Genomic DNA, 25,588 nt, shown 5'->3' with positions numbered 1-25,588 from the left:
AATTCACCTGACAATCCCCGGTGTCACTGGAAGCCTGCGGTCATGAGCGACAGCACGACCACCGGCAGCCCCCTCATGCACGGGACGTACGAGATCTCAGCCGACCCCGCGCGGATCGACGCGGCCCGCGTCCACCACTGGCTCTCCACGGACGCCTACTGGGCCCTCGGCCGACCTCGGGAGAAGCAGGACGCGGCCATCGAGGCATCCCTCAACCTGGGCGCGTACCACCGTGAGACCGGCGAGATGGCCGCCTACGCCCGCGTCGTCACCGACTACGCCACCTTCGCCTGGCTCTGCGACGTCTACGTCGACCGTCCGGCCCGTGGCACCGGCCTCGGCACGGCGCTCGTCACCGCGGTCCGCGACCACCTCGCGCCGTACGGGCTGCGCCGCATCATGCTCGCCACCGCCGACGCGCACGGGGTGTACGAGAAGGTCGGTTTCACGCCACTACAGAATCCGGACAAGTGGATGGCTCTCGGGCAGCAGTGAGCCGGAGCCCCTCCGGCCCCGGGGAATGACCCCTTGACCTGCGGCGCCTCCGGCCTCACGATCGCGCCCATGAGTCTTCGGGTGACGCTCGTCACGGCGGCACGCAGCTCCTCCCTGCTCGCCGAACGCTTCGACGACGACCGGCCACTGGACGAGGCCGGCTGGTACGACGTGCAGCTCGCCGCGCCCGCGCTCATCCCGCTCGGCGCGGCCGAACTGCGCTACTGCTCCCCGACCCCGCGCTGCCGCGCCACCGGCACCGCCCTCGGCTACGCACCCCTCGCCCAGCCCGCACTGCGCGACTGCGACATGGGCCGCTGGCGGGGCCTGACCCTCGCCGAGGTCGCCGCCCTCGAACCGGCCGCCGTCGACGCCTGGCTCACCGACGCCCGCAGCGCCCCGCACGGCGGCGAACCGCTCCTCGCCTTCATCACCCGGATAGGGAACTGGCTCGACACCCGCCCCGCCGAGGACGGCGCCATCGTCGCCGTCGCCGAACCCGCCGTCGTACGCGCCGCCCTCGTGTACGCCCTGAAGGCACCGCCGGCCACCTACTGGAACGTCGACGTCCGCCCCCTCTCCACCGTCACCCTCACCGGCCGCCCGGGCCTCTGGCACCTCCAGCTCGCCGCGGCGCCGCACTGACACCGCACGTACGCCTCCGCGGCGCCGTACTGACACCGCACGTACGCCTCCGCGGCGCCGCACTGACACCGCACCGGCACACCCTCGCGGGCGGGCCGAGGACCCGGCCTTCGCGCGCGACGGGAGTGCGGGCGGCCGCGACCGGCTAGCCTGGAGGCACGATGAACCGTTTGACCACGTCATGGGGCGCCTTCACGCTGACCCGCTTTCCCGAGGACCCGCGCGACCAGCTGCGCGCCTGGGACGCGGCCGACGAATACCTCCTGGGCCACCTGGCCGAGAGCGGAACCGACCTGTCCGGCACCGTCGCCGTCCTCGGCGACCGCTGGGGAGCCCTCGTCACCGCGCTGCACGCCGCCGGGACCGGCGAGCTCGTCCAGATCACCGACTCCTACCTCGGCGAACAGGCCACCAGGGCCAACCTGGCCCGCGCCGGGGCCGCCCCGGACGCCGTCCGGCTGCTCACCACCCAGGACCCGCCACCCCAGCGGATCGACGTCCTCCTGGTCCGGGTCCCCAAGAGCCTCGCGCTCCTCGAGGACCAGCTGCACCGGCTCGCACCCGCCGTGCACGAGGGCACCGTGATCGTCGGCACCGGCATGGTGAAGGAGATCCACACCTCCACGCTCCGGCTCTTCGAGCGGATCATCGGGCCCACCCGCACCTCGCTCGCGGTGAAGAAGGCCCGGCTGATCCACACCACCCCGGACCCCTCGATCACCCCGCGCCCGAACCCCTGGCCGCACCGGTACGACCTCCCGGCGGACACCCCCGCGCCCGGTCTGCCCGGTCTGACCGTCACGAATCACGCCGGTGTCTTCTGCGCCGACCGCCTCGACATCGGCACCCGCTTCTTCCTCGCGAACCTGCCCGGGGACCTCGGCACGGCCCGCGTCGCCGACCTCGGCTGCGGCAACGGCGTCGTCGGCCTCGCCATCGCCCTCTCCGAGCCCGACGCGGAACTGGTCTTCACCGACGAGTCGTATCCGGCGGTCGCCTCGGCCGAGGAGAACTTCCGGACCCACGTGGGCGAGGGACGCAAGGCGGAGTTCATCGTCGGCGACGGACTGAGCGATCTGCCCGAGGGCTCGGTGGACCTGGTTCTCAACAACCCGCCGTTCCACAGCCACCAGGCCACCACCGACCGCACGTCCCGCCGCATGTTCGCGGAAGCCAGGCGCGCGCTGCGGCCCGGCGGCGAGCTGTGGGTCATCGGCAACCGGCACCTCGGTTACCACGTCACCCTCCGCCGGATCTTCGGCAACAGCGATCTCGTCGCCAGCGACGCGAAGTTCGTGGTCCTGCGCGCGGTGCGTACGGCCTAGTCCCCGCAAGGGGTGCGCGCGGAGCCGTCCGGCCCGCCCGCACCCCTCCGGGTCGTCATCCCCAGGTACGCGAGCACAGGACCAGCCGGTATCCGTCGGGATCGGCGACGGTGACGCCGAAGGTGTCCCAGTAGGGGTTGTGCGCGGCCACCCGGGTCCCGCCGGAGGCGACCAGCCGCTCCACCTGCTCCTCCTCGACGGGCGCCCCCAGGTACAGGACGAACAGGTCGTCGACGGTCGGCGTGGGCTCCAGCGGATGCTCGGGATCGTGGGTCAGCTCGAAGTGCCAGCTCCCGTCCTTCGGCCCGACCATGAGCAGGTCGTGCTCGCCGGGCACCCGCTCGGTGCTCCGCCACAGCACGTCGAGCCCGAGCCCGTCGACGTAGAACCGTTCGGCGGCGGCCAGGTCCCGCGAGGGGCGGGCGACTCGTACATGGGTCTGCGCGTCGATGATCATGTCCTCAGGTTAGGCGGCGTCACGTCGACTCGGTCCCCTCGGGAAAGACCGGTTCGAGCGCGCGCACCCGGTCCTCCCCGGTGGTGAAGGAGAGGCTGACGACGCGGTCCCCGCGGAAGGTGAACGCCACGGCGGCGACCGGCCGCCCGGCGACGTGCGCGACCGCTCCGACGGCCCCGTCGACGAGAGCGGGCCGGGCGAGGCCGGCGAACCGCGCGAAGCCGGCCGCCCGCTCGGCGACGGCCGGAGCGCCGTGCAACGGGCCGTGCTCGGAGTAGGCGACCACGTCCGGATCGAGTACGGCGGCGAGCGCACGGGCGTCACGCGCGCGTACGGCCGCCAGGAACCGTTCCACCACCGCCCGCTGCCGCTCGGCGTCACCCTCGGCACGGGCCGCCCCGCCGCCGCGGATTCGCGCTCTGGCCCGCCGGGCGAGCCGCGTCACCTCCTCGGGGGAGCCGCCGGTGATTCGCGCCGTCTCGGACGGCGGCAGCCCGAACGCGTCGTGCAGGACGTAGGCGAGCCGCTCCTCGGCCCCGAGCGCGTCGAGTACGACGAGCAGCGCGAGCCACAGGGAGTCGACGCCGACCGCACCGCCGTCCCCCGGAGCCGGGCGCCGCTCACGGACGCCTCGCTCCTGGAGTCCCCGTACGCACGCCTGCCCCACCGAAACCGTCAGCCAGGCCCGTACCGCCGCCCCGCCGGTCCGGCCGAGCGCCGCCCGCGCCGTCGAGAGCACCTCCTCTGCCTCGGACCGTGAGCCCATCATCCGGAGGGCCACCTGCCGCAGTCGGTCCTCGTGCGCGTCGAAGCGCCCGGTCAGGGCGGTCAGAAAGGGGTCGTCGTGCATGGCGCCTCGCTCCTCGTCGGTTCCGTCACCGCGTTGACGAGGGGACCCGCCCGGATGTGACAGAACCGGCCACCGCCCGGCACACGGAAAGGCCGGCACGACGCGGGGGCGTCGAACCGGCCTTCCTGGGTGTCGAGCGTGTCGCCCGACGGGCGGATCAGTCCGTGCCGAACTCCATCGCGGCGCGGTCCAGCATCTCCTCGTCGTCGGAGACCTCGCCACGGGACGCGATGGCCTCCGCGCCGCCCTCCGGCATGGTGCCGATCAGCCCGGTGGCGGCCGCCTGGGCGGCGCCGATGGAGGGGCTGCCGGTGCCGATCAGGCCGAGGCCCGCGTACTGCTCCAGCTTGGCGCGGGAGTCGGCGATGTCGAGGTTGCGCATGGTGAGCTGGCCGATCCGGTCCACCGGGCCGAACGCGGAGTCCTCGGTGCGCTCCATGGACAGCTTGTCCGGGTGGTAGCTGAACGCCGGGCCCGTGGTGTCGAGGATCGAGTAGTCCTCGCCGCGCCGCAGCCGCAGGGTCACCTCGCCGGTGACGGCGGTGCCGACCCAGCGCTGCAGGGACTCGCGGACCATGAGCGCCTGCGGGTCCAGCCACCGGCCCTCGTACATCAGCCGGCCGAGGCGCCGTCCCTCGTTGTGGTACTGGGCGACGGTGTCCTCGTTGTGGATGGCGTTGACCAGGCGCTCGTACGCCGCGTGCAGCAGGGCCATGCCGGGCGCCTCGTAGATGCCGCGGCTCTTGGCCTCGATGATGCGGTTCTCGATCTGGTCCGACATGCCCATGCCGTGGCGGCCGCCGATGGCGTTCGCCTCCATGACCAGGTCGACGGCGGAGGCGAACTCCTTGCCGTTGATGGACACTGGCCGGCCCTGCGCGAAGCCGATCGTGACGTCCTCGGTCTCGATCTCGACCGACGGGTCCCAGAACCGCACGCCCATGATCGGCTCGACGGTCTCGACACCCGTGTCCAGGTGCTCCAGGGTCTTGGCCTCGTGGGTGGCGCCCCAGATGTTGGCGTCGGTGGAGTACGCCTTCTCGGTGCTGTCGCGGTAGGGCAGCTCGTGGGCGAGCAGCCACTCCGACATCTCCTTGCGGCCGCCCAGCTCGGTCACGAAGTCCGCGTCCAGCCAGGGCTTGTAGATCCGCAGGTGCGGGTTGGCGAGGAGACCGTAGCGGTAGAACCGCTCGATGTCGTTGCCCTTGAAGGTCGAGCCGTCGCCCCAGATCTGGACGTCGTCCTCGAGCATCGCCCGGACGAGGAGGGTGCCGGTGACGGCACGGCCGAGCGGCGTGGTGTTGAAGTAGGCGCGGCCGCCGGAACGGATGTGGAACGCCCCGCAGGTGAGTGCGGCAAGACCCTCCTCGACCAGCGCCGCGCGGCAGTCGACCAGACGCGCGATCTCGGCGCCGTAGGTCTTGGCACGGCCGGGCACCGAGGCGATGTCGGGCTCGTCGTACTGGCCGATGTCGGCGGTGTAGGTGCACGGGATGGCGCCCTTGTCGCGCATCCATGCGACCGCGACGGAGGTGTCGAGGCCGCCGGAGAAGGCGATGCCGACGCGCTCGCCGGCGGGCAGGGAGGTGAGGACCTTGGACATGGGAAGAGTATGCATCATTGCGCATGGTCATGCAAAGGGTGGTCGGCGGAGGGGTGCGGAATCGCCTCGTCCGGCACCCCTGCGCACAGGCCGGGCCCGCCCTGAGCTGCGCACCGCCTTGACGGGCCGAGCGCGGCCCGAGTGTGTCGTCCGGCCTGCGGCCCGGTCCGGTCAGCGGACCCGGTCGTAGACCAAGGCCGTCTCGCCGAGCTCGCCGGCCTCCTGGCTGACGAGCCGCCACCGTGAACCGGGCAGTCCGTCGTCGAACGGCAGCTGCCCGTCCCCGGCGATCTCCGGGCAGATCAGCAGGTACAGCCGGTCCACCAGGTCCGCGGCGAGGAGCGCCTTGGTGACGCTCGGGCTGGTGTTGACCAGGATGTCGCCCTCGCCGTGGCTCTTGAGTTCGGCGACGACCTCGGCGGCCGGGGCGTTCACCACGCGGGCGCGTTCCCATGGGGACGCGGTCAGGGTGGTCGACAGAACCACCTTCTCCGTGTCGACGAGCCACTTCGCGTAGCCGCGGTCGCGGGGGTCGGCGTTCTCGTCTGCCGCGGCCGAGCAGTGCGGTCGTCGCGTTCTCCCAGATGCGGGTGAGGTGGTCACGGGCGACCTCGGTGGTCGCGTACGGGACGATCGCCGAGAGGTCTCCCGGCCCGCCGGCGCCGTTGTGGCGCCCGTCGAGGGTGAGGGCGATGTCGGCGGTCACCTTGCGTCCGGTGGAGGGGGTCACGGCCGTACCTGCTTTCCTTCGGTACGGGCTGAGGTGTGAGGCGCGTCGTGATGCGCGCCGACGGCGCCGGCGAGCTTGTCGAGGCATTGTCCGAAGCCGATCTCGATGCCCGCGATGAAGTCGGCGGACTCCACCGCGCTGTCGGCGATCAGGTAGTGGACGTCGAGGTCCGTGCCGGCGCCGGTGGGCCGGAGGTCGAAGTCGACGTGGGCCGTGAAGGCGGCGCTGCCGTCGGGGAGCCGCGGCGAGAGCCGGTACGCGAGCCGCTCGCCGGGGCGGGCGACGTCGACGACGCCGTCCCCGCGCCCGGCGACCGGGTCGGAGTGCCCGGTGTCCTCGGCGTCGCGGTACTCCAGGAGGATCCGGCCCCCCGGCCGGGCCTCGAAGGCGAGGTCCGAGACGCGCAGGTCGTCAGGTGTCCACCAGCGGGCGAGCAGGGCGGTCTCGGTCAGGTGGCGCCAGACCGAGCCGGGGTCCCCGGCCAGTGAGCGGTGGAACCGGAACGAGCGCTCGTCGGCCCATCCCGGCCCCTCCGCCGCGAGCCGCTCGCTCGCGAGGCTGAGCCCGTGACGGTCGTACGTCTCGCGTGACCCGCCGGCTCGGTCCGCGGTGTAGGCCAGCCGCCCGAGCGTGGCCGCCAGATCCCGCAGCGGGCCGGGCTGGAGGGCGTAGACCCGGCGCTGTCCGGAGCGCTGGGAGGTGACGATCCCGGCCCGTTCCAGCGTCTGCAGGTGCTTGGTCGTCTGTGGCTGCCGCGCCTCGGCGAGCTGGGCGAGGACGCCGACGGGGCGGGGCCGTTCGGCCAGCAGGCGCACCAGGCGCCAGCGGGCAGGGTCGGCCAGTGCGATGAGGAGAGGGTCTGCGTCGTCCACGCGGACAAGTATTCGCCGTCGAGAATATTCTCGTCAAGGAATATTCGGGGGCTCAATGGTCGTTGCATAAAACTGCTGGGTTACGTATAGTCATGCCATCCATGAGGAGGGTTTCGATGACGGTACGAGTAGCAGTGGCGGGTGCGAGCGGATACGCGGGTGGAGAGCTCCTGCGACTCCTCCTCGCCCACCCCCACGTGGAGATCGGCGCCCTGACCGGCCACTCCAACGCCGGCCAGCGCCTCGGGGCGCTCCAGCCCCACCTGCTGCCGCTCGCGGACCGCGTCCTCGTGCCCACCACCGCGGACGAGCTCGCCGGGCACGACGTCGTCTTCCTCGCCCTGCCGCACGGCCAGTCCGCCGCCGTCGCCGAGCAGCTCGGTCCCGACGTCCTCGTCGTCGACATGGGCGCCGACTTCCGGCTCAAGGAGCCCGCCGACTGGGAGACGTACTACGGCTCCCCGCACGCCGGGACCTGGCCCTACGGGCTGCCCGAACTGCCGGGTGCCCGCGCCGCCCTCGAAGGGTCCAAGCGGGTCGCGGTGCCCGGCTGCTACCCGACCGCCGTCTCGCTCGCGCTCTTCCCCGCGTACGAGAACGGGCTCGCCGAGCCCGAGGCCGTGATCGTCGCCGCCTCGGGTACCTCCGGCGCCGGCAAGGCGGCCAAGCCGCACCTCCTCGGCAGCGAGGTCATGGGCAGCATGTCGCCGTACGGCGTCGGTGGCGGCCACCGGCACACCCCCGAGATGATCCAGAACCTCAGCGGTCCCGCGGGGGAGCGGGTCACCGTCTCCTTCACGCCGACCCTGGCGCCGATGCCCCGCGGCATCCTCGCCACCTGCACCGCCGCCGCGAAGCCCGGCGTCACCGCCGAGACCGTGCGCGCCGCCTACGAGAAGGCCTTCGCGGACGAGCCGTTCGTCCACCTGCTCCCCGAGGGGCAGTGGCCGGCGACGGCGTCCGTCTACGGTTCCAACGCCGTTCAGGTGCAGGTCGCGTACGACCCGGCGGCGAACCGGATCATCGCGATCAGCGCCATCGACAATCTCACCAAGGGCACCGCCGGCGGCGCGGTGCAGAGCATGAACATCGCCCTCGGGCTTCCCGAGAGCACCGGACTTTCCACGATTGGAGTCGCTCCATGAGCGTCACCGCAGCGAAGGGATTCACGGCAGCGGGCATCGCCGCCGGGATCAAGCAGAACGGCAACCCGGACCTGGCCCTCGTGGTCAACACCGGGCCCTGCCGCGCCGCCGCGGGAGTCTTCACCTCCAACCGCGTCAAGGCCGCCCCCGTCGTCTGGTCGCAGCAGGTCCTCGCCGACGGCGAACTGACCGCCGTCGTCCTCAACTCGGGCGGCGCCAACGCCTGCACCGGCCCCCAGGGCTTCCAGGACACCCACGCCACCGCCGAGAAGGTCGCCGAGGTCCTCAGCGCCAAGGGCACCGAGGTCGGCGCCGGCGAGGTCGCCGTCGCCTCCACCGGCCTCATCGGCATCCTGCTCCCCATGGACAAGCTGCTCCCCGGCGTCGAGAAGGCCGCGGCCGAACTCTCCGAGCACGGCGGCGAGAAGGCCGCCATCGCCATCAAGACCACGGACACCGTCCACAAGACCTCCGTGGTCACGAAGGACGGCTGGACGGTCGGCGGCATGGCGAAGGGCGCCGGCATGCTGGCCCCCGGTCTCGCCACCATGCTCGTCGTCCTCACCACCGACGCCGACGTCGACGCCAAGGGCCTCGACAGCGCCCTCCGGGGCGCCACCCGCGTCACCTTCGACCGGGTCGACTCCGACGGCTGCATGTCGACCAACGACACCGTCCTCCTCCTCGCCTCGGGCGCCTCCGGCGTCACCCCGGCGCAGGACGCGTTCGCCCAGGCCGTCCGAGAGGTCTGCGACGACCTGGCCCGCCAGCTCATCGGCGACGCCGAGGGCGCGAGCAAGGACATCCGCATCGAGGTGGTCAACGCGGCCACCGAGGACGACGCCGTCGAGGTGGGCCGGTCCATCGCCCGCAACAACCTCCTCAAGTGCGCCATCCACGGCGAGGACCCCAACTGGGGCCGGGTGCTCTCCGCGATCGGCACCACGCGGGCCGCGTTCGAGCCCGACCGCCTCAACGTCGCCATCAACGGCGTCTGGGTCTGCAGGAACGGCTCCGTCGGCGACGACCGCGACCTCGTCGACATGCGGTACCGGGAGGTCACCATCACCGCCGACCTCGCCGCCGGCACCGAGTCCGCCGTCATCTGGGCGAACGACCTGACCGCCGACTACGTCCACGAGAACAGCGCGTACTCGTCGTGAGCGACAAGACGGGCCAGAACCCGACCCGCAAGCACAAGGCGCTCCCCAAGGCGCAGATCCTCATCGAGGCCCTGCCCTGGCTGACCCGCCACAACGGCAAGACCGTCGTCATCAAGTTCGGCGGCAACGCCATGATCGACGAGGACCTCAAGGCGGCCTTCGCCCAGGACGTCGTCTTCCTGCGCCAGGCCGGCCTCAAGCCGGTCGTCGTGCACGGCGGCGGCCCCCAGATCAGCGCCGCCCTCGACCGGCACGGCATCGTCAGCGAGTTCAAGGCGGGCCTGCGGGTCACCACCGAGGACGCCATGGACGTCGTACGGATGGTCCTCGCCGGCCAGGTCCAGCGCGAGCTCGTCGGGCTGCTCAACCAGCACGGCCCGCTGGCCGTGGGCCTCACCGGCGAGGACGCCCACACGATCACCGCCACCCGGCACCGTCCGGTCGTCGACGGTGAGCAGATCGACATCGGCCGGGTCGGTGAGATCACCGCCATCGACACCGGCGCCATCCAGGCGCTCCTGGAGGACGGCCGGATCCCGGTCATCTCCTCCATCGCCCGTTCCCAGGACGACGGACATGTCTACAACGTCAATGCTGATACGGCGGCTGCGGCACTCGCTGCGGCGCTGGGCGCCGAGACGCTGATGGTCCTGACCGACGTCGAGGGCCTCTACGAGGACTGGCCGAACAGCGACGAGGTCATCAGCCGGCTCACCGCGAGCCAGCTGGAGAAGCTGCTGCCCGAGCTCTCCAGCGGCATGGTCCCCAAGATGGAGGGCTGCCTGCACGCCGTACGGAACGGGGTCACCACGGCCCGCGTGATCGACGGCCGGGTCCAGCACTCCATCCTGCTGGAGATCTTCACCGACGAGGGCATCGGCACGATGGTCGTGCCGGACGGACAGGGGGACTGATGAGCGACACCACGGAGCCCGGCAACGAGCAGCTGACCCAGCGGTGGCAGGGCTCGCTCATGAACAACTACGGCACCCCACGACTGCCCCTCGTCCGCGGTGCCGGCGCCAAGGTGTGGGACGCCGCGGGCAAGGAGTACCTGGACTTCGTCGGCGGCATCGCCGTCAACGCCCTCGGCCACGCCCACCCGGCGGTCGTCGAGGCCGTCACCCGGCAGATCCAGAGCCTCGGCCACGTCTCCAACCTGTTCGTCGCCGAGCCTCCCGTGGCCCTCGCCGAGCGGCTCCTCGGCCTCTTCGGCCGGCCCGGCAAGGTCTTCTTCTGCAACTCGGGCGCCGAGGCCAACGAGGCCGCGTTCAAGATCGGCCGGCTCACCGGCCGGTCCCACATGGTCGCCACGGACGGTGGCTTCCACGGCCGGACCATGGGCTCCCTCGCGCTCACCGGTCAGCCCGCCAAGCAGACCCCGTTCCTGCCGCTGCCCGGCGACGTCACGCACGTCCCGTACGGCGACGTGGAAGCGCTGCGGGCGGCGGTCACCGAGGACACCGCCTTCGTGATCATCGAGCCGATCCAGGGCGAGAACGGCGTCGTCGTCCCGCCCCCCGGCTACCTCAAGGCCGCCCGGGAGATCACCCGCGCCACCGGCACCCTCCTCGTCCTCGACGAGGTGCAGACCGGCGTCGGCCGCTGCGGCCACTGGTTCGAGTACCAGGCCCACGAGGGCGTCGACCCCGATGTCGTCACCCTCGCCAAGGGCCTCGGCGGCGGGCTCCCGCTCGGCGCGACCATCGCCTTCGGGCCCGTGGCCGACCTCTTCGCGCCCGGCCACCACGGCACCACCTTCGGCGGCAACCCGGTCGCCTGCGCCGCCGGGCTCGCCGTCCTCGACACCCTCGGCGCCGACGCGGCCCTCGACCACGTGAAGGCGGTCGGGGAGCGGCTGCGGCAGGGAATCGAGGGTCTGGGGCACCCGCTGGTCTCCCACGTCCGTGGTGCGGGCCTCCTGCTGGGTATCGTGCTCACGGAGTCCCTCGCACCCCAGGTGCAGCAGGCGGCTCAGGACGCCGGTCTCCTGGTGAACGCGCCCGCCCCCGATGTCGTACGGATCATGCCTCCGCTGGTCCTCACCGACGCCGAGGCGGACGACTTCCTCCGGGCCCTGCCCGGGGTCCTCGATGTGGCGAACGCGCAAGGACGAACCGGAGAATGAGACGACGATGACCGACGCGCAGGAGAACGAGCACGGCGGGCCGTCCGTTCCGCAGACCCGCACCGCACGCCACCGCAGGATCGTCGACATCCTCAACCGGCAGCCGGTGCGCTCGCAGAGCCAGCTCGCCAAGCTCCTCAGCGACGACGGGCTGAGCGTCACGCAGGCGACGCTCTCCCGCGACCTCGACGAGCTGGGCGCGGTGAAGATCCGTAACACCGGCGGCGAGCTGATCTACGCGGTGCCCAGCGAGGGCGGTTTCCGTACCCCGCAGGCGCCGTTGGGAGAGTCCGCCAAGGAGGAGCGCATGCGGCGGCTCTCCGGCGAACTCCTGATCTCCGCCGAGGCCTCCGCCAACCTGGTGGTCCTGCGGACTCCGCCCGGCGCCGCCCAGTTCCTCGCGTCGGCCATCGACCAGGCCGAACTCCAGGCCATCCTCGGCACCATCGCGGGTGACGACACCCTGCTGCTCATCAGCCGCGACCCCATGGGCGGCCAGGCGCTCGCGGACCACCTGCTGATGCTGGCGCAGAAGTAGGCCGCGACTTCAGTAGCGCGTGATCGCCGTCGGACCGCCCCGCGTTCCGACGGCGATGTGCGGTCGGCGCGCGGGATCCGCCCAGGCGAGCACCGCGCGCATCGCGTCCACCGGCACGGAGACACAACCGGCGGTCGCCCCGCGCCCGTTGACGTGCAGGAAGATTCCGGCTCCGCGCGCGCGTACCGGACGGTCGTAGTTGAACCCGATGACGAGCGCGTGCGCGTACTGCTCGCGGTACGCGACGAGATGCTCGGCCTCGGCGGCCCGGCAGTCCCGGGGCAGCCCCTCGACCCAGCGGTTGTACGCGCGCGAGTCGTTGTCCTGGCACCACCAGGAGCGGTCGGTCACGCGCGCGTAGCGGTACGAGGTCCCGGGCGGCGCGGGCTCGATCCCGAAGGCGTACGGCAGCCGGTAGAGCCCGGTGGGCGTGGTGTTCGTGCCCTGCCGCCGCAGCCCGCCCTCCGCGAGTCCCTTCGCCCCGAACCGCGCGGGCGTGGACCCCGCCTTCACCCACCGGCCGCCCCGCCGGTCCCACCAGGTCAGCGTGCCCGTGGTGGAACCCGTGCCGGCGGCCTCCGCGGTGATCAGCTGCGAGCCGCCGCCGGTGTACGCCATCCGCTCGGGCAGCGGCGCGGGGGCGGGGGCGGAGGCGGCGCCGAGGGAGAGCAGGGCGGCGCCGAGCAGGAGAAGGGTGCGCATGGGCGCGACGCTAGAGCCCCGGGAGGGGTTCCCGCGCGCGGGGCGGGGCTATTCGGCGGGCAGCGGCGGCAGCGGGAGCGGCAGTGCGGGCAGCCCGTCGAGGCTGGTGGCGACGTGGTCCTTCTTGACGCAGTACGCGTTGAACTCCTCGTCCGTCTTCCGGTTGAAGTACTCGGCGTGCATCGTCCGGTCCTCCTGGTACTCCATCAGCGGGACGGCGAACCCGCACGAGTCGCTGACCCGCCGCGCGTGCACCAGGACGATCGCCCGCGCGCTGCCCTGCCCCTCCACGGCCTCCGCAGGGAACCGCGCGAACAACTCGCCCCAGCGCGGGTCGTCCCGCAGCACGGCCTCCCCGGTCCCGTGCACCCGCACGACGGTCGGCGGCCCGGAGAACGCGGTCCACATGAGCGTGATCCGCCCGTTGCCGGGCTCCCGCAGATGCGCGACGGTCTCGGCGCTGCTCCCGCCGAAGTCCACGTAGGCGAGGGTCAGTTCGTCGATGACGACGAGGGTGCCGCGTCGTCCCTTGGGGGACAGGTTGACGTGGCCGTCGGCGGAGAGGGGAGCGGTGGCGGTGAAGTACACCGGCTGCGCCTCGATGAAGGCACGAAGCCGGCCGTCGATACGCTCATATGTCTTTCCCATGGCGGGCATCCTGCCCGCCGCGTCCTTCGGAGACGCCCCCGTGTCACGCCCGTCACCCCCTAGGCCCAGGGGGACAGCGCCTTCCTCGCCTCCCGCACGACCCGGGGAGAACTGTCGTCGAGCAGGGGCGCGAGACGCCCGGGGCGGACGGCGTCCATCAGGCGCAGTCCCACCACGGCGCTCGCGCGCACCTGGGGCAGCGCGTGGCCGGTGAGCGACCAGAGCGTCGGCGCGTCCGCCGTCCGGTCGCCGCATTCGGCGAGCCCCACGGGGGCGTGGTGGGGCGTCCGGGGGTACCCGGCCGCGCAGGCCGCCCGGTAGAGCGGCAGCGGTTCGGTCCCCGCCTGACGCAGCACGTCGAGGACGGCCGGATCGGGCGTGGCCGTGGCGAGTACGGCGTTCGCGCAGAGGCATGGGCCGGAGCGTAGGTGGTCGCGTTGCGGCGCCGCCGGTCTTTTTCCGCCCCTGAGGGCCGGGTCCGGGCCGGGCTTTGACAAAACATACGGTGCACCGCATAGTTATGCCTACGACAGTGCGCCCCGGGCCGCGCCACCGGCCCCGGCGTGACCCGCCCCCGTTGAACAGGCTGCCCTCCCGTCCCGAGCCCGGGGCGCGAGGGCCCACGGTCCACCACCTTCCGAGGAGCAGCAGTGAGCAGCAACAACGGTGACGTCCGGCTCTGGGGCGGACGGTTCGCCGACGGTCCCGCCGAGGCCCTGGCGAAGCTCTCCGCGTCGGTCCACTTCGACTGGCGCCTCGCGCCCTACGACATCGCCGGTTCCCGTGCCCACGCGCGCGTGCTGCACAAGGCCGGGCTGCTCACCGAGGACGAGCTGACCCGTATGCTCGCCGGTCTCGACGAGCTGGAGGCCGACGTCGCCGACGGCTCCTTCGTCGGCACCATCGCCGACGAGGACGTCCACACCGCCCTGGAGCGAGGCCTCCTGGAGCGCCTCGGCCCGGACCTCGGCGGCAAGCTGCGCGCCGGCCGGTCCCGCAACGACCAGGTCGCCACCCTGTTCCGGATGTACCTGCGCGACCACGCCCGGATCATCGGCGGCCTCGTCGCCGACCTCCAGGACGCCCTGGTCGGCCTCGCCGAGGCGCACGCGGACGTCGCCATGCCCGGCCGTACGCACCTCCAGCACGCCCAGCCGGTGCTCTTCGCCCACCACGTCCTGGCCCACGCCCAGTCCCTCTCCCGGGACGCCGAGCGGCTGCGCCAGTGGGACACCCGTACGGCGGTCTCCCCGTACGGCTCCGGCGCCCTCGCCGGTTCCTCGCTCGGGCTCGACCCGGAGGCGGTCGCCAAGGACCTCGGCTTCGAGCGGGGCTCGGTCGGCAACTCCATCGACGGCACGGCCTCCCGCGACTTCGTCGCCGAGTTCGCCTTCATCACCGCGATGATCGGGATCAACCTCTCCCGGATCGCGGAGGAGATCATCATCTGGAACACGAAGGAGTTCTCCTTCGTGACCCTCCACGACGCCTTCTCCACCGGCTCGTCGATCATGCCGCAGAAGAAGAACCCCGACATCGCCGAGCTGGCCCGTGGCAAGTCGGGCCGCCTCATCGGCAACCTGTCCGGCCTGCTCGCCACCCTCAAGGCGCTCCCGCTCGCCTACAACCGGGACCTCCAGGAGGACAAGGAGCCGGTCTTCGACTCCTGCGACCAGCTGGAGGTCCTGCTGCCCGCCTTCACCGGCATGATGGCCACGCTCACCGTCAACCGGGAGCGCATGGAGGAGCTGGCCCCGGCCGGCTTCTCGCTGGCGACGGACATCGCGGAGTGGCTGGTCAGGCAGGGCGTGCCGTTCCGGGTGGCGCACGAGGTGGCCGGCGAGTGCGTGAAGGTCGCCGAGGCGGAGGGCAAGGAGCTGGGCGAGCTGACGGACGAGCAGTTCGCCAAGATCTCCGAGCACCTCACCCCCGAGGTCCGCACGGTCCTTGACGTCCCCGGCGCCCTCGCCTCCCGCGACGGCCGGGGCGGCACCGCCCCCTCGGCGGTCGCCACCCAGCTCGTCGAGGTCAAGGCGGACCTGGTGATCCAGCACGCCTGGGCCACCGCCAAGAACTGACCCCGTAGTCCCGCGTAGTCCTACAGCGCCGCCGCCCAGTCCGCGAGCGCGTCGAAGTCCGGCCGGATCAGTCCGATCCGGGGGTCGACGCGCAGCAACAGGGCGGCGGCGAGGTGGTTCTGCTCCACGTACTCGTGGTCGTACGAGGTGATGTCGTCGTCGACCCAGGCGAACGGCCGCCCCTCCGCGTACTCCAGGATGTACTGCGTCTTCCAGAAGGTCCCGCGAGGGGCCTTCCCGTGCATCTGGGGCCAGTCGACGAACGGCAGCTCGGGCAGCCCGAGGTGCGGCCCTATCCAGTCGTTCGCCTCGCCCTTCCAGGTCGTCGCCCACACCAGCTCGTACGCCTCCGCCAGTGCGAGCAGCTCGCCCCCGTGCTCCGGATTCAGCCACACGCGCAGGGGCTTCGCCTCGAACAGCCATCCGCTCGGCCGCATGCGGTGCGTCGTGTACCCCTGCGGGCGCCGCTCGCGCTGCGCCGCGTACGGATTCAGTGGCCCGTCGACGTCGATCAGCAGCAGTGGCTTCGTCATGTTCACAGCATTCCGTTCCCGCCTCGGTGAGGCGTTGATTTATTGAATGAGACGTCGATGTCTCATTCGGTGTATGGTCGTCTCATGTCAGTCGATCGCAACCAGGTGCTCCGCGCCGCCGCCGCCCTGCTCACCCGCAAGGCGACCGCCACCATGGACGAGGTCGCACGCGCCGCCGGGATCGGCCGGGCCACCCTGCACCGGCACTTCGCCGGGCGGGACGCCCTCGTGCGGGCGCTCGAGGAGCTCGGGCTGCAGGAGCTGGAGAGGGCCCTCGACCGGGCCGGGATCGACGCCGGCCCCGAGGACGCGGCCGTGCGCCGGCTCGTCGCCGAGGTGGAGCCCGTCGCACCCCTGCTGTCGTTCCTCGTCACCGAGAACCAGCTCTTCGAGGGCGAGCAGGTCAACGAGGGCTGGGCCCGCCTCGACGCCCGTGTCTCCGCGCTCTTCCGGCGCGGACAGGAGAACGGCGTCTTCCGGATCGATCTGACCCCCGCCTGGCTCACCGAGGCCTTCTACGGGCTCGTCGGTTCCGGCGCCTGGGCCGTGCAGGACGGCCGGGTCGCCGCCAAGGACTTCCAGTACATGATCGTCGAGCTGCTGCTCGGCGGAGCGCGCAGGAGCGTGGAGAAGTGACCACCAGCACCCTCAGGACCGCGAGCCATACCGAGGGCGTGCGCCGCCCCGGCCGGTGGCTCGCCCTCTCCGTACTCGTCCTGGCCGTCCTCCTCGTGGCGGTCGACGCCACGGTACTGGGACTCGCCACCCCCTTCCTCTCCGAGGACCTGAAGCCCTCCGGCACCCAGCTGCTCTGGATCGGCGACGTCTACTCCTTCGTCATCGCCGGACTCCTGGTCTCCATGGGCAGCCTCGGCGACCGCATCGGCCGCAAGAAGCTGCTCCTGATCGGCGCCACCGCCTTCGGCGCCGTCTCCGTCCTGAACGCCTACGCGACCAGCCCCGAGATGATGATCGTGGCCCGCGCGCTGCTCGGCGTCGCCGGCGCGACCCTGATGCCGTCCACCCTGGCGCTCATCCGCAACCTCTTCCACGACCCGCGCGAACGCAGCCTCGCCATCGGCATCTGGGGTGCCATGGCCTCGGCCGGCGCCGCCGTCGGACCGGTCGTCGGCGGGTTCCTCCTGGAGCACTTCTGGTGGGGCACGGTCTTCCTCATCAACCTGCCCGTGATGGCCGTCCTCGTCCTCGTCGGCATCAAGCTGATCCCCGAGTCGAAGAACCCGAACCCCGGCCCCTGGGACGTGCCCAGCGTCGCGCTCTCCCTCGTCGGCATGATCGGCCTCGTCTACGCGGTCAAGGAGCTGGCCTCCCACGGCCCGTCCCTGGACTCCGGGCTCGCCGCCCTCGCGGGCGCCGCCGCCCTGGCCTGGTTCGTCCGCAGGCAGCTGACCCTGCCCGCGCCGCTCCTGGACATGCGCCTGTTCCGCCACCGCGGCTTCTCCGGCGCGGTCCTCGCCGACCTGCTGACCATCCTCGGCCTCTCCGGCCTGGTGTTCTTCCTGTCCCAGTTCTTCCAGCTGGTCCAGGGCCGTCAGCCGCTCGAAGCCGGACTCGCCGAACTGCCCGCCGCAGTCGGCGCGGTCACGGCCGGTCTGATCGCGGGCGTGGTGGCCCGCCGCTTCTCCGTACGGTCCGTGGTGGCCGGCGGTCTCGCGGCGGTCGGCCTCTCCCTCGCCGTCCTGACGACGCTCGACCAGCACACCGGCTACCCGCTGCTCGGCGCCGCGCTGCTCGTCGTCGGCGTGGGCGCCGGCTTCGCCTTCACCGTCACCGCCGACGTGATCCTCTCCAGCGTCCCCAAGGAGCAGGCCGGATCGGCCTCGGCGGTCTCCGAGACCGCGTACGAACTGGGCGCAGCGCTCGGCATCGCCGTGCTCGGCTCGATCGTGACCGGCGTCTACCGGGACTTCGCCACCCCGGCCGGTGTCCCCTCGGGCGTCGCGTCCGCCGCCCACGAGTCGCTCGGCGGCGCCGTCGAGGCCTCCGGAGCCCTCGCCCCGGAGACGGCGACGGCCCTGGTGTCGGCCGCCCAGGAGGCGTTCGTCGACGGTCTGCGGATCGCGGCCGGCGTCGGCGCGGCGGTCCTCCTCGTGACGGCGGTCGCGGCCTGGTTCCTGCTCAGGGGCCAGAAGCTGGAGGACGGCGTCGAGCACTGACGCGCCGCGTACACGACCGGGCCCCGTACAGCACTGCCGTACGGGGCCCGGTCACGACCTGGGGGACTACGCCGCCTTCGCCTTGGTGGCGTACATGTCCACGTACTCCTGGCCCGAGAGCCGCATGACCTCGGCCATCACCGAGTCCGTCACCGCCCGCAGCACATAGCGGTCGCGGTCCATCCCGTCGTACCGGGAGAACTCCATGGCCTCGCCGAAGCGGACCGTCACCCTGCCCGGACGCGGGAAGCCCGCCCCGCCCGGCTGGATCTTGTCGGTACCGATCATCGCGAACGGCACCACCGGCGCACCGGTCATCAGGGTGAGCCGCGCGATGCCCGTACGGCCCCGGTAGAGCCGGCCGTCGGGGGAGCGGGTGCCCTCCGGGTAGATCGAGAAGACCTTGCCCTCCTCGAGGACCCGGCGGCCGGTCATCAGCGCCGCCACACCACCGCGGCCGCCGTCCCGGTCCACCGGGATCATGCCGACGCTGGTGAAGAACCAGGCCATCGCCCGGCCCTTGAGGCCCTTGCCCGTCACGTACTCGTCCTTGCCGATGAAGTAGACCGGACGGTCCAGGCAGATCGGCATGATCATCGAGTCGATGAAGGTCAGGTGGTTCCCCGCGAGGATGACGGGACCGGTCCCCGGAATGTTCTCAGCGCCCTCCACGCGGGGGCGGAACATCAGGCGCATGACCGGCCCGAGCACTGCCTTGATGATCGCGAGACGGGACAACGGTTCCTCCGGTGGGACGCGGGTCAGTCGAGCTGACGGTGCAGCTGGCGACGATACTCGCGGGTCACCACCGCGCGCACATCGGGTTCACCGAGTGGATACGCAGTGTTGACGTGTGTTTCCGCCATGTTCGGCCGAGGTCTGCCGGGCGGAGGGGGTTGATGCCTAGCGTCGGGGGCACCCGTCGACAGGTGCGGGACATGACACAGGAGGACACCTCATGACCCAGGGCGAACGCCGGACGACGGCCCGGCGCACGGTTCTCGGAGCGGCGGGCGCCACCGTCCTCGGAGCCTCCACGGCCCTCGCGGCCGGGACCGGCGCCGCCCAGGCGGCCGACGAGCGGACCACGGGGGCGGACCGGGCGCACGGTGGGGGCCGCGGCTACCGCTCCCTTCCCGTCCCCACCGTCATCGCCCACCGCGGCGCCAGCGGCTACCGTCCCGAGCACACCCTCGGCTCCTACCGGCACGCCCTCGACCTCGGCGCCCACGTCATCGAGCAGGACCTCGTCCCCACCAAGGACGGGCACCTCGTCTGCCGCCACGAGAACGACATCACCGGCACCACCGACGTCGCCGACCACCCGGAGTTCGCGTCCCGGAAGACCACCAAGAGCGTCGACGGCACCTCGTACACCGGCTGGTTCACCGAGGACTTCACGCTCGCCGAGCTCAAGACCCTGCGGGCCAAGGAGCGCATCCCCGGCACCCGCCAGAAGAACACCCTCTACGACGGCCGCTGGACGATCCCGACCTTCGAGGAGGTGCTGCGCTGGGCCGAGGACGAGGGCCGCCGCCGGGGCCGCGAGATCTGGCTCCACGTCGAGACCAAGCACCCCACCTACTTCCGCTCCCTCGGCCTCGGCCTGGAGGAGCGCCTCGCCAAGCTCCTGCGCCGGTACGGCCGCCACCGCGCGAACTCCCCGGTCTTCCTCCAGTCCTTCGAGCCGAGCAGCGTCCAGCGGCTTTCGAAGCTCGTGGACTCGCCCGGCGTCGTCCTGCTCTCCGGCGCGAACAGCCGCCCCTGGGACTTCGTCCAGGCCGGCGACCCGCGCACGGTCGCCGATCTGGTGACGCCCGAGGGCCTGCGCTGGATCGCCTCGTACGCGAAGGGCATCGGCCCCACCCTCGACCTGGTCATCCCCAAGGACGCGAGCGGCCGGCTCGGCGACCCCACCACCCTGGTCCGCGACGCGCACGCGGAGGGCCTGATCCTCCACCCGTACACCCACCGCAACGAGAACGCCTTCCTGCCCGTCGACTTCCGCCGGGGCACGGACCCGACGGCGTACGGCGACTCCTTCGGCGCCCTGAAGCGGTACCTGGGCACGGGCATCGACGGCCTCTTCTCCGACAACCCGGACACCGCCCTGCTCGGCGCGGCGGACCTCACCGCCCGCGACTGACGGGCGAGGACCGTGCGGGCCCGGCGACCGGGCCCGCACGCCCTCCTCCCGGGTGGTTTACGCCCCGTACCGCAACCACGCCCGCGTGCCCCCGCATCGTGCCGGTCATGACCACCCCCGAGACCCCCCGGCAGACCGCGTCCCCCCGCGGCTCCGCGTCCCCGGCGCACACCGACCCCACCCCCGGACTCCTCGCCGCCCTCGCCCCGCTGCTCGCCGCCGAGTCGGACGCGGAGGCGCCCGCCGCCGGCATCGAGCCGAGCGACCTCGAACAGGCCGTCTGGCTCCGGCTCCTGGAGCAGCTCCAGGAGACGGGGGCCGCCCCCGAGCGGCCCGCCGAATGGCTGCGCCGGGCGGTCCGGTCGGAGGCGCGCCGCGCCCGCAGGACCAGCGACCGCGAACGCCCCTACCGCGAGGAGCCCGCTCACGACCCCGGCGGCCCCGGTCCGCACGGCTCGCCCGAACACTCGCTGATGGTCGCCGAGGGCCGCCGCACGCTGCGCGCCGCCGTCACCCGGACGCCCGGCCGCTGCCCCCGGGTGCTGACCGCGATGCTCGACCCCGAGGACCGCACCTACCGGGAAATCGCAGGGGAGTTGGGTATCTCACAGGGCAGTCTGGGGCCGATGCGTTCCCGTTGCCTGGGATGCCTGCGCAGAATGCTGGCTGCGGAGGTTCCCGCCCCGGGTCGACGGGGAAGGGTGCGGTAAACCGATGATCGACCAGATGAGCGGGAGGCGTGCACACATGGGCCTGAGTGTGACCATCTCAGCGGCGGACGCGCGGGACGCGGAGCACATCCTGAAGCTGCAGTACCTCTGCTACCAGAGCGAGGCGGAGCTGTACGGGGACTGGTCCATCGAGCCGCTCACCCAGACGCTCGACGAGCTGCGCGCCGAACTGGACGAGGGCCACGGTCTGGTGGCGCGGCTCGGTGACGAGGTCGTCGCCTCCGTGCGGGCCCGCCTCGACGAGGACGGCACGGTACGGATCGCCAAGCTCATCGTCCACCCGCGCATGCGGCGGCACGGCCTCGGCGGCCGGCTACTCGACGGCATCGAGCGCCACTTCGGCGCCGACGCGGCCCCGGCGGAGGCGTCCGCCAAGCGCTTCCAGCTCTTCACCGGCCACCGCAGCGACGGCAATCTGCGGCTCTACCGCAGCAAGGGCTACGCCCAGGTCGGCACCCGAGAGGTCGGCCCCAGGCTCACCCTGGTGACCCTGGAGAAGGCCGCCTGACTCAGGCGGCCGTACGGGACCTCCGCAGCCACCAGATGCCGGTCAGCGGCAGCAGCACCGGAATGAACAGGTAGCCGTAGCCGTAGTCCGACCAGACCGTCGCGTCCGGGAAGGCGGACGGCTCGACCAGCGTCCACGTCCCGACGACCAGTACGCCCGCGAGCTCGGCGGCGCAGCACACCAGCGCCGCCCTGCGGGCCTTCTCCCCGCCGCGTACCAGCGTGTACGTGATGAAGGCGTACACGACCGCGGCCACCGCCGACAGGGTGTACGCGAGCGGCGCCCGGCCGAACTCGGTGGCGATCTGGTAGATCGAGCGGGAGACCGCGCCGACCGACATCACGCCGTACAGCCAGACGAGCAGGATCCCGGGCCCCGTGACGAGACGGGTCCGCGTGCCGCGCTCCGCCTTCTCCTGAGTCGCGGTCATGATCAGCCCACCGTCCAGATGTCGTGGAGACGCACTTCGAGCACGGCCAGGACGACCGCGCCCGCGGCCACCGTGGCCGAACCCCACCGGCTCCGCTCCGCGAGCGACATGAACCCGGCGATGGGGACCGCGCACAGCGCCCCGATCAGATAGGCGACGAAGATCGTCGCGCCCTCCTCGGCCTTCTCGCCGCGCGCCAGCTGCACGATCCCGACGATCAGCTGGACCAGGACGAGGAAGGTCACCACGGCCATGCCGATGAAGTGCCAGTCCTTGGTCGACTGGTCGCGGAAGGCGGCGAAGCCGCACCAGGCGGCGAGGGCGAGCGCGGCCACGGAGACCGCGACCGTCAGGGCGTCAAGCATGCGCCCGAGGGTATTACGGTCGATAAGGCCCGATGCCCTCGCCCCCTGTCGGCGGCGGACGTGCGGACCGTGGCCTTGGCCACAACCCCCCATCGCACCGGCCGCCGTGGACCGTCGAAGGCGGCGGCCCACACGGTCCTTCCGCGCAGGCCACGCACGGGAAACAGAGCGGAACGGCAGCCTCCGTACTGTCCGCATGGCGTCTCAATGACGTCCGCTATTCGGACAGCCCCCTTTTGTTCGCGACTGCGCATGCTTTACTTGCAGACATGACCACGACGAGCAGCCGCATCCTTGCGACCGAGGCGATCACGACGCCCGGTGCTCGTTGTATGTGTCGAATGTGCGCCTTCTGAGGGCCCCCGCCTGAGTTTCGCGCCCCGAAGCGAGACCCGACGGCCGTGCCGTTCCTCCCGCCGACAGGCGGCGGACCGTGCCCGCCCCGCGCACCACCGGTGCCCGGCCACCCGCCGGACCGGCCTCCGTGCGCCTGACTGTCCGAAGACGAATGCCCCGTGCGTGACGGACCCCGCGTCGCGCACTCGACAGTGACGGAAACCCCTGTGATCACCACTTCGGGCCTGACCAAGGTCTACGAGTCGCGCGGCCGGAAGGTCACCGCTCTGGACGGCGTCGACCTCCACGTCCGCGAGGGCGAGGTCTTCGGCGTGATCGGCCAGAGCGGCGCCGGCAAGTCCTCGCTCATCCGCTGCGTCAACCTCCTGGAGCGCCCCACCTCCGGCACCGTGACCGTCGACGGCGTCGACCTCACCGCCCTCGCCGGGAAGAGCCGCCGTGCGGGCAAGGACCTGCGCCGGGCGCGCAGCAGCATCGGCATGGTCTTCCAGCACTTCAACCTGCTGTCCTCCCGCACGGTGAAGGACAACATCGAGCTCCCCCTGGAGATCCTCGGCGTCTCGGGCGCCGAGCGTTCCCGCCGCGCCCTCGAACTCCTCGACCTGGTCGGCCTCGCCGACAAGGCCAGGTCCTACCCCGGCCAGCTCTCCGGCGGCCAGAAGCAGCGCGTCGGCATCGCCCGCGCCCTCGCCGGCGAACCCAAGGTCCTGCTCTCCGACGAGGCCACCAGCGCGCTCGACCCGGAGACCACCCGCTCCATCCTCCAGCTGCTGCGCGACCTCAACCAGCAGCTCGGCCTGACGGTCCTCCTCATCACGCACGAGATGGACGTCGTGAAGACGATCTGCGACTCCGCCGCGCTGATGCAGCACGGCCGCGTCGTCGAGTCCGGCACCGTCGCCGAACTGCTCGCCACCCCCGGCTCCCAGCTGGCCGCCGAGCTCTTCCCGGTCAGCGGCGCCGCCACCGGCCCCGACCGCACGGTCGTCGACGTCACCTTCCACGGCGAGTCCGCGACGCAGCCCGTCATCTCGCAGCTCTCCCGTACGTACAACATCGACATCTCCATCCTCGGCGCGGCGATGGACACCGTCGGCGGCCGGCAGATCGGCCGGATGCGCATCGAGCTGCCCGGACGGTACGAGGACAACGTCGTCCCGGTCGGCTTCCTGCGCGAGCAGGGGCTCCAGGTCGAGGTCGTGGAAGAAGACGCGGAGACGCCGGCCGCGGCCGCGACCGCACTGGTCAAGGAAGGTGCCAAGTGACCTGGTCCGAGATGCAGCCCCTGCTGGAGCAGGGCACCGTCGACACGCTCTACATGGTCCTCTGGGCCACCGTCGTCACCGTGCTCGGCGGCCTGCCGCTCGGCATCCTCCTCGTCCTCACGGACAAGGGCGGACTGCTGCAGAACCGGCCCGTGAACAAGATCGTCGGTGCGATCGTGAACGTGGGGCGCTCGCTGCCCTTCATCATCCTGCTCATCGCCCTGATCCCCTTCACGACCCTCGTCGTCGGCACCTTCATCGGCCCCACCGCGATGATCGTGCCGCTCGCCATCGGCGCCATACCCTTCTTCGCCCGCCTCGTGGAGACCTCGATCCGCGAGGTCGACCACGGACTCGTCGAGGCCGTCCAGGCCATGGGCGGCGGCATCCCCACCATCGTCCGCAAGGTGCTGCTCCCGCAGGCCCTGCCCTCGCTGGTCTCCGGCGTCACCACCACGGTCATCGTCCTCATCGGCTACTCGGCGATGGCCGGCGCGGTCGGCGGCGAGGGCCTCGGCTCCAAGGCCGTCACCTACGGATACCAGCGCTTCGACACCACCTTCATGCTGGTCACCGTCGTCGTCCTGGTCCTGATCGTGACCGTCGTCCAGCTCATCGGCGACGGAGTCGTACGACTCCTCGCCCGCCGGGGCCGTACCGCGTAACGGCCCCCGGCCCCCCCAGACTTCGTCCTTCGAAGAACAGCCCGGACTTGTTGTCCAGGCGTCCACCGCACCACCGGAAAGAGGCACTCTTCGTGCGTAAGAACATCAAGCTCACCGCCGGTATCGCCACCGCCGCCGCCCTCGCCCTCGGTCTCAGCGCCTGCGGCACCTCCTCGGACCCGTCCTCCTCCAAGGACACGGCCGGCGCCGCCGACAAGCCCCTCGTCGTCGCCGCGTCCCCGACGCCGCACGCCGACATCCTCAACTACGTCAAGGACAACCTGGCCGAGAAGGCCGGCCTGAAGCTGGAGGTGAAGGAGTTCACGGACTACGTCCTGCCGAACACCGCCACCCAGTCCGGCCAGGTCGACGCCAACTTCTTCCAGCACAAGCCGTACCTCGACGACTTCAACCAGAAGAACAAGACCACCATCGTCCCCGTGGTCAACGTCCACCTGGAGCCGCTGGGCCTCTACTCCAAGAGCCTGAAGTCGGTGAAGGACATCAAGGCCGGCCAGACCATCGCCGTCCCCAACGACACCACCAACGGCGGCCGCGCGCTCCAGCTGCTCGCCGAGAACGGCCTGATCACCATCAAGCCGGGTGTCGGCACCAACGCCAAGCTCTCCGACATCACCGACAAGAAGGGCCTGGAGTTCAAGGAGCTGGAGGCCGCCACCGTGCCCCGCGCCCTGAACGACGTGGACGCCGCCGTCATCAACGGCAACTACGCCATCGAGGCCAAGCTCTCGCCGGCGAAGGACGCCCTGGTCCTGGAGAAGGCCGAAGGCAACCCGTACGCCAACTTCCTCGCCGTCAAGGAGGGCAACGAGAAGGACGCCCGCGTGCAGAAGCTCGCCGAACTCCTCAACTCGCCCGAGGTGAAGAAGTACATCGAGGACACCTACAAGGGCTCGGTCATCCCGGCCTTCGGCGCCGTCGCCAAGTAGGTCCCGCAGTAAGCTCGTTACGACGAAGGCCCCCGCACCCCGTCCGGTGCGCGGGGCCTTCGTCGCGCCCCGGCCACATCCG

General features: G+C 71.7%; 29 protein-coding genes. 17 read left to right on the top strand and 12 right to left on the bottom strand.

What is annotated here, in order from left to right:
* Positions 1-42: 42 nt before the first annotated feature.
* From IO20_RS0118725 to IO20_RS0118715, 3 genes are all read left to right on the top strand, one after another.
* Positions 43-495, top strand: coding sequence for a GNAT family N-acetyltransferase (locus IO20_RS0118725; RefSeq protein WP_030551753.1), 453 nt, complete (start codon positions 43-45; stop codon positions 493-495).
* A gap of 69 nt (positions 496-564) precedes the next feature.
* Entirely contained in the window at positions 565-1,140 is a 576-nt protein-coding gene (locus tag IO20_RS0118720) for a histidine phosphatase family protein (RefSeq protein WP_030551755.1), read from the top strand.
* A 161-nt stretch (positions 1,141-1,301) separates the two neighbouring features.
* Complete coding sequence (locus IO20_RS0118715) at positions 1,302-2,465, top strand: methyltransferase (RefSeq protein ID WP_030551757.1); 1,164 nt, start codon at positions 1,302-1,304, stop codon at positions 2,463-2,465.
* Between the two features lie 55 nt (positions 2,466-2,520).
* Here the strand turns inward: IO20_RS0118715 and IO20_RS0118710 are convergent, their stop codons facing one another.
* From IO20_RS0118710 to IO20_RS0118690, 5 genes are all read right to left on the bottom strand, one after another.
* Positions 2,521-2,922 (bottom strand): VOC family protein, encoded by a 402-nt coding sequence (locus IO20_RS0118710; RefSeq protein ID WP_030551759.1) that lies wholly within the window; start codon positions 2,920-2,922, stop codon positions 2,521-2,523.
* A 19-nt stretch (positions 2,923-2,941) separates the two neighbouring features.
* Positions 2,942-3,772, bottom strand: coding sequence for a sigma factor-like helix-turn-helix DNA-binding protein (locus IO20_RS0118705; RefSeq protein WP_030551761.1), 831 nt, complete (start codon positions 3,770-3,772; stop codon positions 2,942-2,944).
* 157 nt (positions 3,773-3,929) lie between these two features.
* Positions 3,930-5,375 (bottom strand): argininosuccinate synthase, encoded by a 1,446-nt coding sequence (gene argG, locus IO20_RS0118700; RefSeq protein ID WP_030551763.1) that lies wholly within the window; start codon positions 5,373-5,375, stop codon positions 3,930-3,932.
* Positions 5,376-5,546: 171 nt separating this feature from the next.
* A complete protein-coding gene (locus IO20_RS36695) occupies positions 5,547-5,978 on the bottom strand; it encodes a dihydrofolate reductase family protein (protein WP_342668772.1) in 432 nt (143 codons plus the stop codon).
* Between the two features lie 123 nt (positions 5,979-6,101).
* The gene (locus IO20_RS0118690; RefSeq protein ID WP_030551764.1) at positions 6,102-6,977 is read right to left on the bottom strand and encodes a metalloregulator ArsR/SmtB family transcription factor; all 876 of its coding nucleotides are present in this window, start codon (positions 6,975-6,977) and stop codon (positions 6,102-6,104) included.
* Positions 6,978-7,093: 116 nt separating this feature from the next.
* On the opposite strand from IO20_RS0118690, the gene argC reads away from it, so the two are divergent.
* Genes argC through IO20_RS0118665 form a run of 5 tightly spaced genes read left to right on the top strand, consistent with a single transcriptional unit; the run spans position 7,094 to position 11,951 of the window.
* Entirely contained in the window at positions 7,094-8,122 is a 1,029-nt protein-coding gene (gene argC, locus IO20_RS0118685) for an N-acetyl-gamma-glutamyl-phosphate reductase (RefSeq protein WP_030551766.1), read from the top strand.
* Positions 8,119-9,285, top strand: a complete 1,167-nt coding sequence (gene argJ / locus IO20_RS0118680) for a bifunctional glutamate N-acetyltransferase/amino-acid acetyltransferase ArgJ (RefSeq protein WP_030551768.1) — start codon at positions 8,119-8,121, stop codon at positions 9,283-9,285. The genes argC and argJ overlap by 4 nt, the downstream gene beginning before the upstream one ends.
* Positions 9,282-10,199, top strand: coding sequence for an acetylglutamate kinase (gene argB / locus IO20_RS0118675; protein ID WP_030551770.1), 918 nt, complete (start codon positions 9,282-9,284; stop codon positions 10,197-10,199). Before argJ ends, argB begins: the two co-directional genes overlap by 4 nt.
* Entirely contained in the window at positions 10,199-11,413 is a 1,215-nt protein-coding gene (locus tag IO20_RS0118670) for an acetylornithine transaminase (RefSeq protein WP_030551772.1), read from the top strand. The genes argB and IO20_RS0118670 overlap by 1 nt, the downstream gene beginning before the upstream one ends.
* A 7-nt stretch (positions 11,414-11,420) precedes the next feature.
* Complete coding sequence (locus tag IO20_RS0118665; protein ID WP_030204657.1) at positions 11,421-11,951, top strand: arginine repressor; 531 nt, start codon at positions 11,421-11,423, stop codon at positions 11,949-11,951.
* Between the two features lie 9 nt (positions 11,952-11,960).
* Here the strand turns inward: IO20_RS0118665 and IO20_RS0118660 are convergent, their stop codons facing one another.
* Genes IO20_RS0118660 through IO20_RS0118650 form a run of 3 tightly spaced genes read right to left on the bottom strand, consistent with a single transcriptional unit; the run spans position 11,961 to position 13,657 of the window.
* Positions 11,961-12,653 (bottom strand): L,D-transpeptidase family protein, encoded by a 693-nt coding sequence (locus IO20_RS0118660; RefSeq protein ID WP_030551774.1) that lies wholly within the window; start codon positions 12,651-12,653, stop codon positions 11,961-11,963.
* A 48-nt stretch (positions 12,654-12,701) separates the two neighbouring features.
* Positions 12,702-13,301, bottom strand: a complete 600-nt coding sequence (locus tag IO20_RS0118655; protein ID WP_030551776.1) for a pyridoxamine 5'-phosphate oxidase family protein — start codon at positions 13,299-13,301, stop codon at positions 12,702-12,704.
* A 59-nt stretch (positions 13,302-13,360) separates the two neighbouring features.
* Positions 13,361-13,657 (bottom strand): hypothetical protein, encoded by a 297-nt coding sequence (locus IO20_RS0118650; RefSeq protein ID WP_030551778.1) that lies wholly within the window; start codon positions 13,655-13,657, stop codon positions 13,361-13,363.
* Positions 13,658-13,951: 294 nt separating this feature from the next.
* On the opposite strand from IO20_RS0118650, the gene argH reads away from it, so the two are divergent.
* On the top strand, positions 13,952-15,379 hold the full coding sequence (gene argH / locus IO20_RS0118645) for an argininosuccinate lyase (protein WP_030551780.1): 1,428 nt from the start codon (positions 13,952-13,954) through the stop codon (positions 15,377-15,379).
* Between the two features lie 20 nt (positions 15,380-15,399).
* Here argH and IO20_RS0118640 read toward each other — a convergent pair whose 3' ends face one another.
* Positions 15,400-15,912 (bottom strand): HAD domain-containing protein, encoded by a 513-nt coding sequence (locus IO20_RS0118640; RefSeq protein ID WP_030551781.1) that lies wholly within the window; start codon positions 15,910-15,912, stop codon positions 15,400-15,402.
* 84 nt (positions 15,913-15,996) lie between these two features.
* Between IO20_RS0118640 and IO20_RS0118635 the strand changes: the two genes are divergently transcribed.
* Together IO20_RS0118635 and IO20_RS0118630 are read left to right on the top strand one after the other, a co-directional pair.
* Positions 15,997-16,548, top strand: a complete 552-nt coding sequence (locus IO20_RS0118635; RefSeq protein WP_030551783.1) for a TetR/AcrR family transcriptional regulator — start codon at positions 15,997-15,999, stop codon at positions 16,546-16,548.
* Positions 16,545-18,089 (top strand): MFS transporter, encoded by a 1,545-nt coding sequence (locus tag IO20_RS0118630; protein WP_030551785.1) that lies wholly within the window; start codon positions 16,545-16,547, stop codon positions 18,087-18,089. The genes IO20_RS0118635 and IO20_RS0118630 overlap by 4 nt, the downstream gene beginning before the upstream one ends.
* Before the next feature lie 66 nt (positions 18,090-18,155).
* Here IO20_RS0118630 and IO20_RS0118625 read toward each other — a convergent pair whose 3' ends face one another.
* A complete protein-coding gene (locus IO20_RS0118625) occupies positions 18,156-18,827 on the bottom strand; it encodes a lysophospholipid acyltransferase family protein (RefSeq protein ID WP_030551787.1) in 672 nt (223 codons plus the stop codon).
* Positions 18,828-19,047: 220 nt separating this feature from the next.
* On the opposite strand from IO20_RS0118625, the gene IO20_RS0118620 reads away from it, so the two are divergent.
* The 3 genes from IO20_RS0118620 (at position 19,048) to IO20_RS0118610 (ending at position 21,474) form a co-directional block, all read left to right on the top strand.
* Positions 19,048-20,235, top strand: a complete 1,188-nt coding sequence (locus tag IO20_RS0118620; RefSeq protein WP_030551789.1) for a glycerophosphodiester phosphodiesterase — start codon at positions 19,048-19,050, stop codon at positions 20,233-20,235.
* Between the two features lie 107 nt (positions 20,236-20,342).
* Complete coding sequence (locus IO20_RS0118615) at positions 20,343-20,945, top strand: sigma-70 family RNA polymerase sigma factor (protein ID WP_245684978.1); 603 nt, start codon at positions 20,343-20,345, stop codon at positions 20,943-20,945.
* A 37-nt stretch (positions 20,946-20,982) separates the two neighbouring features.
* Positions 20,983-21,474: a GNAT family N-acetyltransferase gene (locus IO20_RS0118610; protein ID WP_030551793.1), complete on the top strand. Its 492-nt coding sequence runs from the start codon at positions 20,983-20,985 to the stop codon at positions 21,472-21,474.
* Position 21,475: 1 nt separating this feature from the next.
* On the opposite strand, the gene IO20_RS0118605 is transcribed toward IO20_RS0118610, so the two are convergent.
* Together IO20_RS0118605 and IO20_RS0118600 are read right to left on the bottom strand one after the other, a co-directional pair.
* Entirely contained in the window at positions 21,476-21,904 is a 429-nt protein-coding gene (locus IO20_RS0118605) for a hypothetical protein (protein WP_030551795.1), read from the bottom strand.
* Positions 21,905-21,906: 2 nt separating this feature from the next.
* Positions 21,907-22,269 carry a hypothetical protein gene (locus tag IO20_RS0118600; protein ID WP_030551797.1) on the bottom strand — a complete coding sequence of 121 codons (363 nt, stop codon included), beginning with the start codon at positions 22,267-22,269 and terminating at the stop codon, positions 21,907-21,909.
* Between the two features lie 563 nt (positions 22,270-22,832).
* Between IO20_RS0118600 and IO20_RS0118595 the strand changes: the two genes are divergently transcribed.
* The 3 genes from IO20_RS0118595 (at position 22,833) to IO20_RS0118585 (ending at position 25,506) form a co-directional block, all read left to right on the top strand.
* Positions 22,833-23,891 (top strand): methionine ABC transporter ATP-binding protein, encoded by a 1,059-nt coding sequence (locus IO20_RS0118595; RefSeq protein WP_030551799.1) that lies wholly within the window; start codon positions 22,833-22,835, stop codon positions 23,889-23,891.
* Positions 23,888-24,556: a methionine ABC transporter permease gene (locus IO20_RS0118590; RefSeq protein WP_030551801.1), complete on the top strand. Its 669-nt coding sequence runs from the start codon at positions 23,888-23,890 to the stop codon at positions 24,554-24,556. Before IO20_RS0118595 ends, IO20_RS0118590 begins: the two co-directional genes overlap by 4 nt.
* Positions 24,557-24,648: 92 nt before the next feature.
* Positions 24,649-25,506: a MetQ/NlpA family ABC transporter substrate-binding protein gene (locus IO20_RS0118585; RefSeq protein WP_030551803.1), complete on the top strand. Its 858-nt coding sequence runs from the start codon at positions 24,649-24,651 to the stop codon at positions 25,504-25,506.
* Positions 25,507-25,588 lie beyond the last annotated feature (82 nt).

Source organism: Streptomyces exfoliatus (genome assembly GCF_000725545.1).
GTDB classification, from domain to species: Bacteria; Actinomycetota; Actinomycetes; order Streptomycetales; family Streptomycetaceae; genus Streptomyces; species Streptomyces exfoliatus.
Note: the sequence above shows the minus strand (reverse complement) of the source record. Positions and strands in the feature narration are given on the sequence as shown.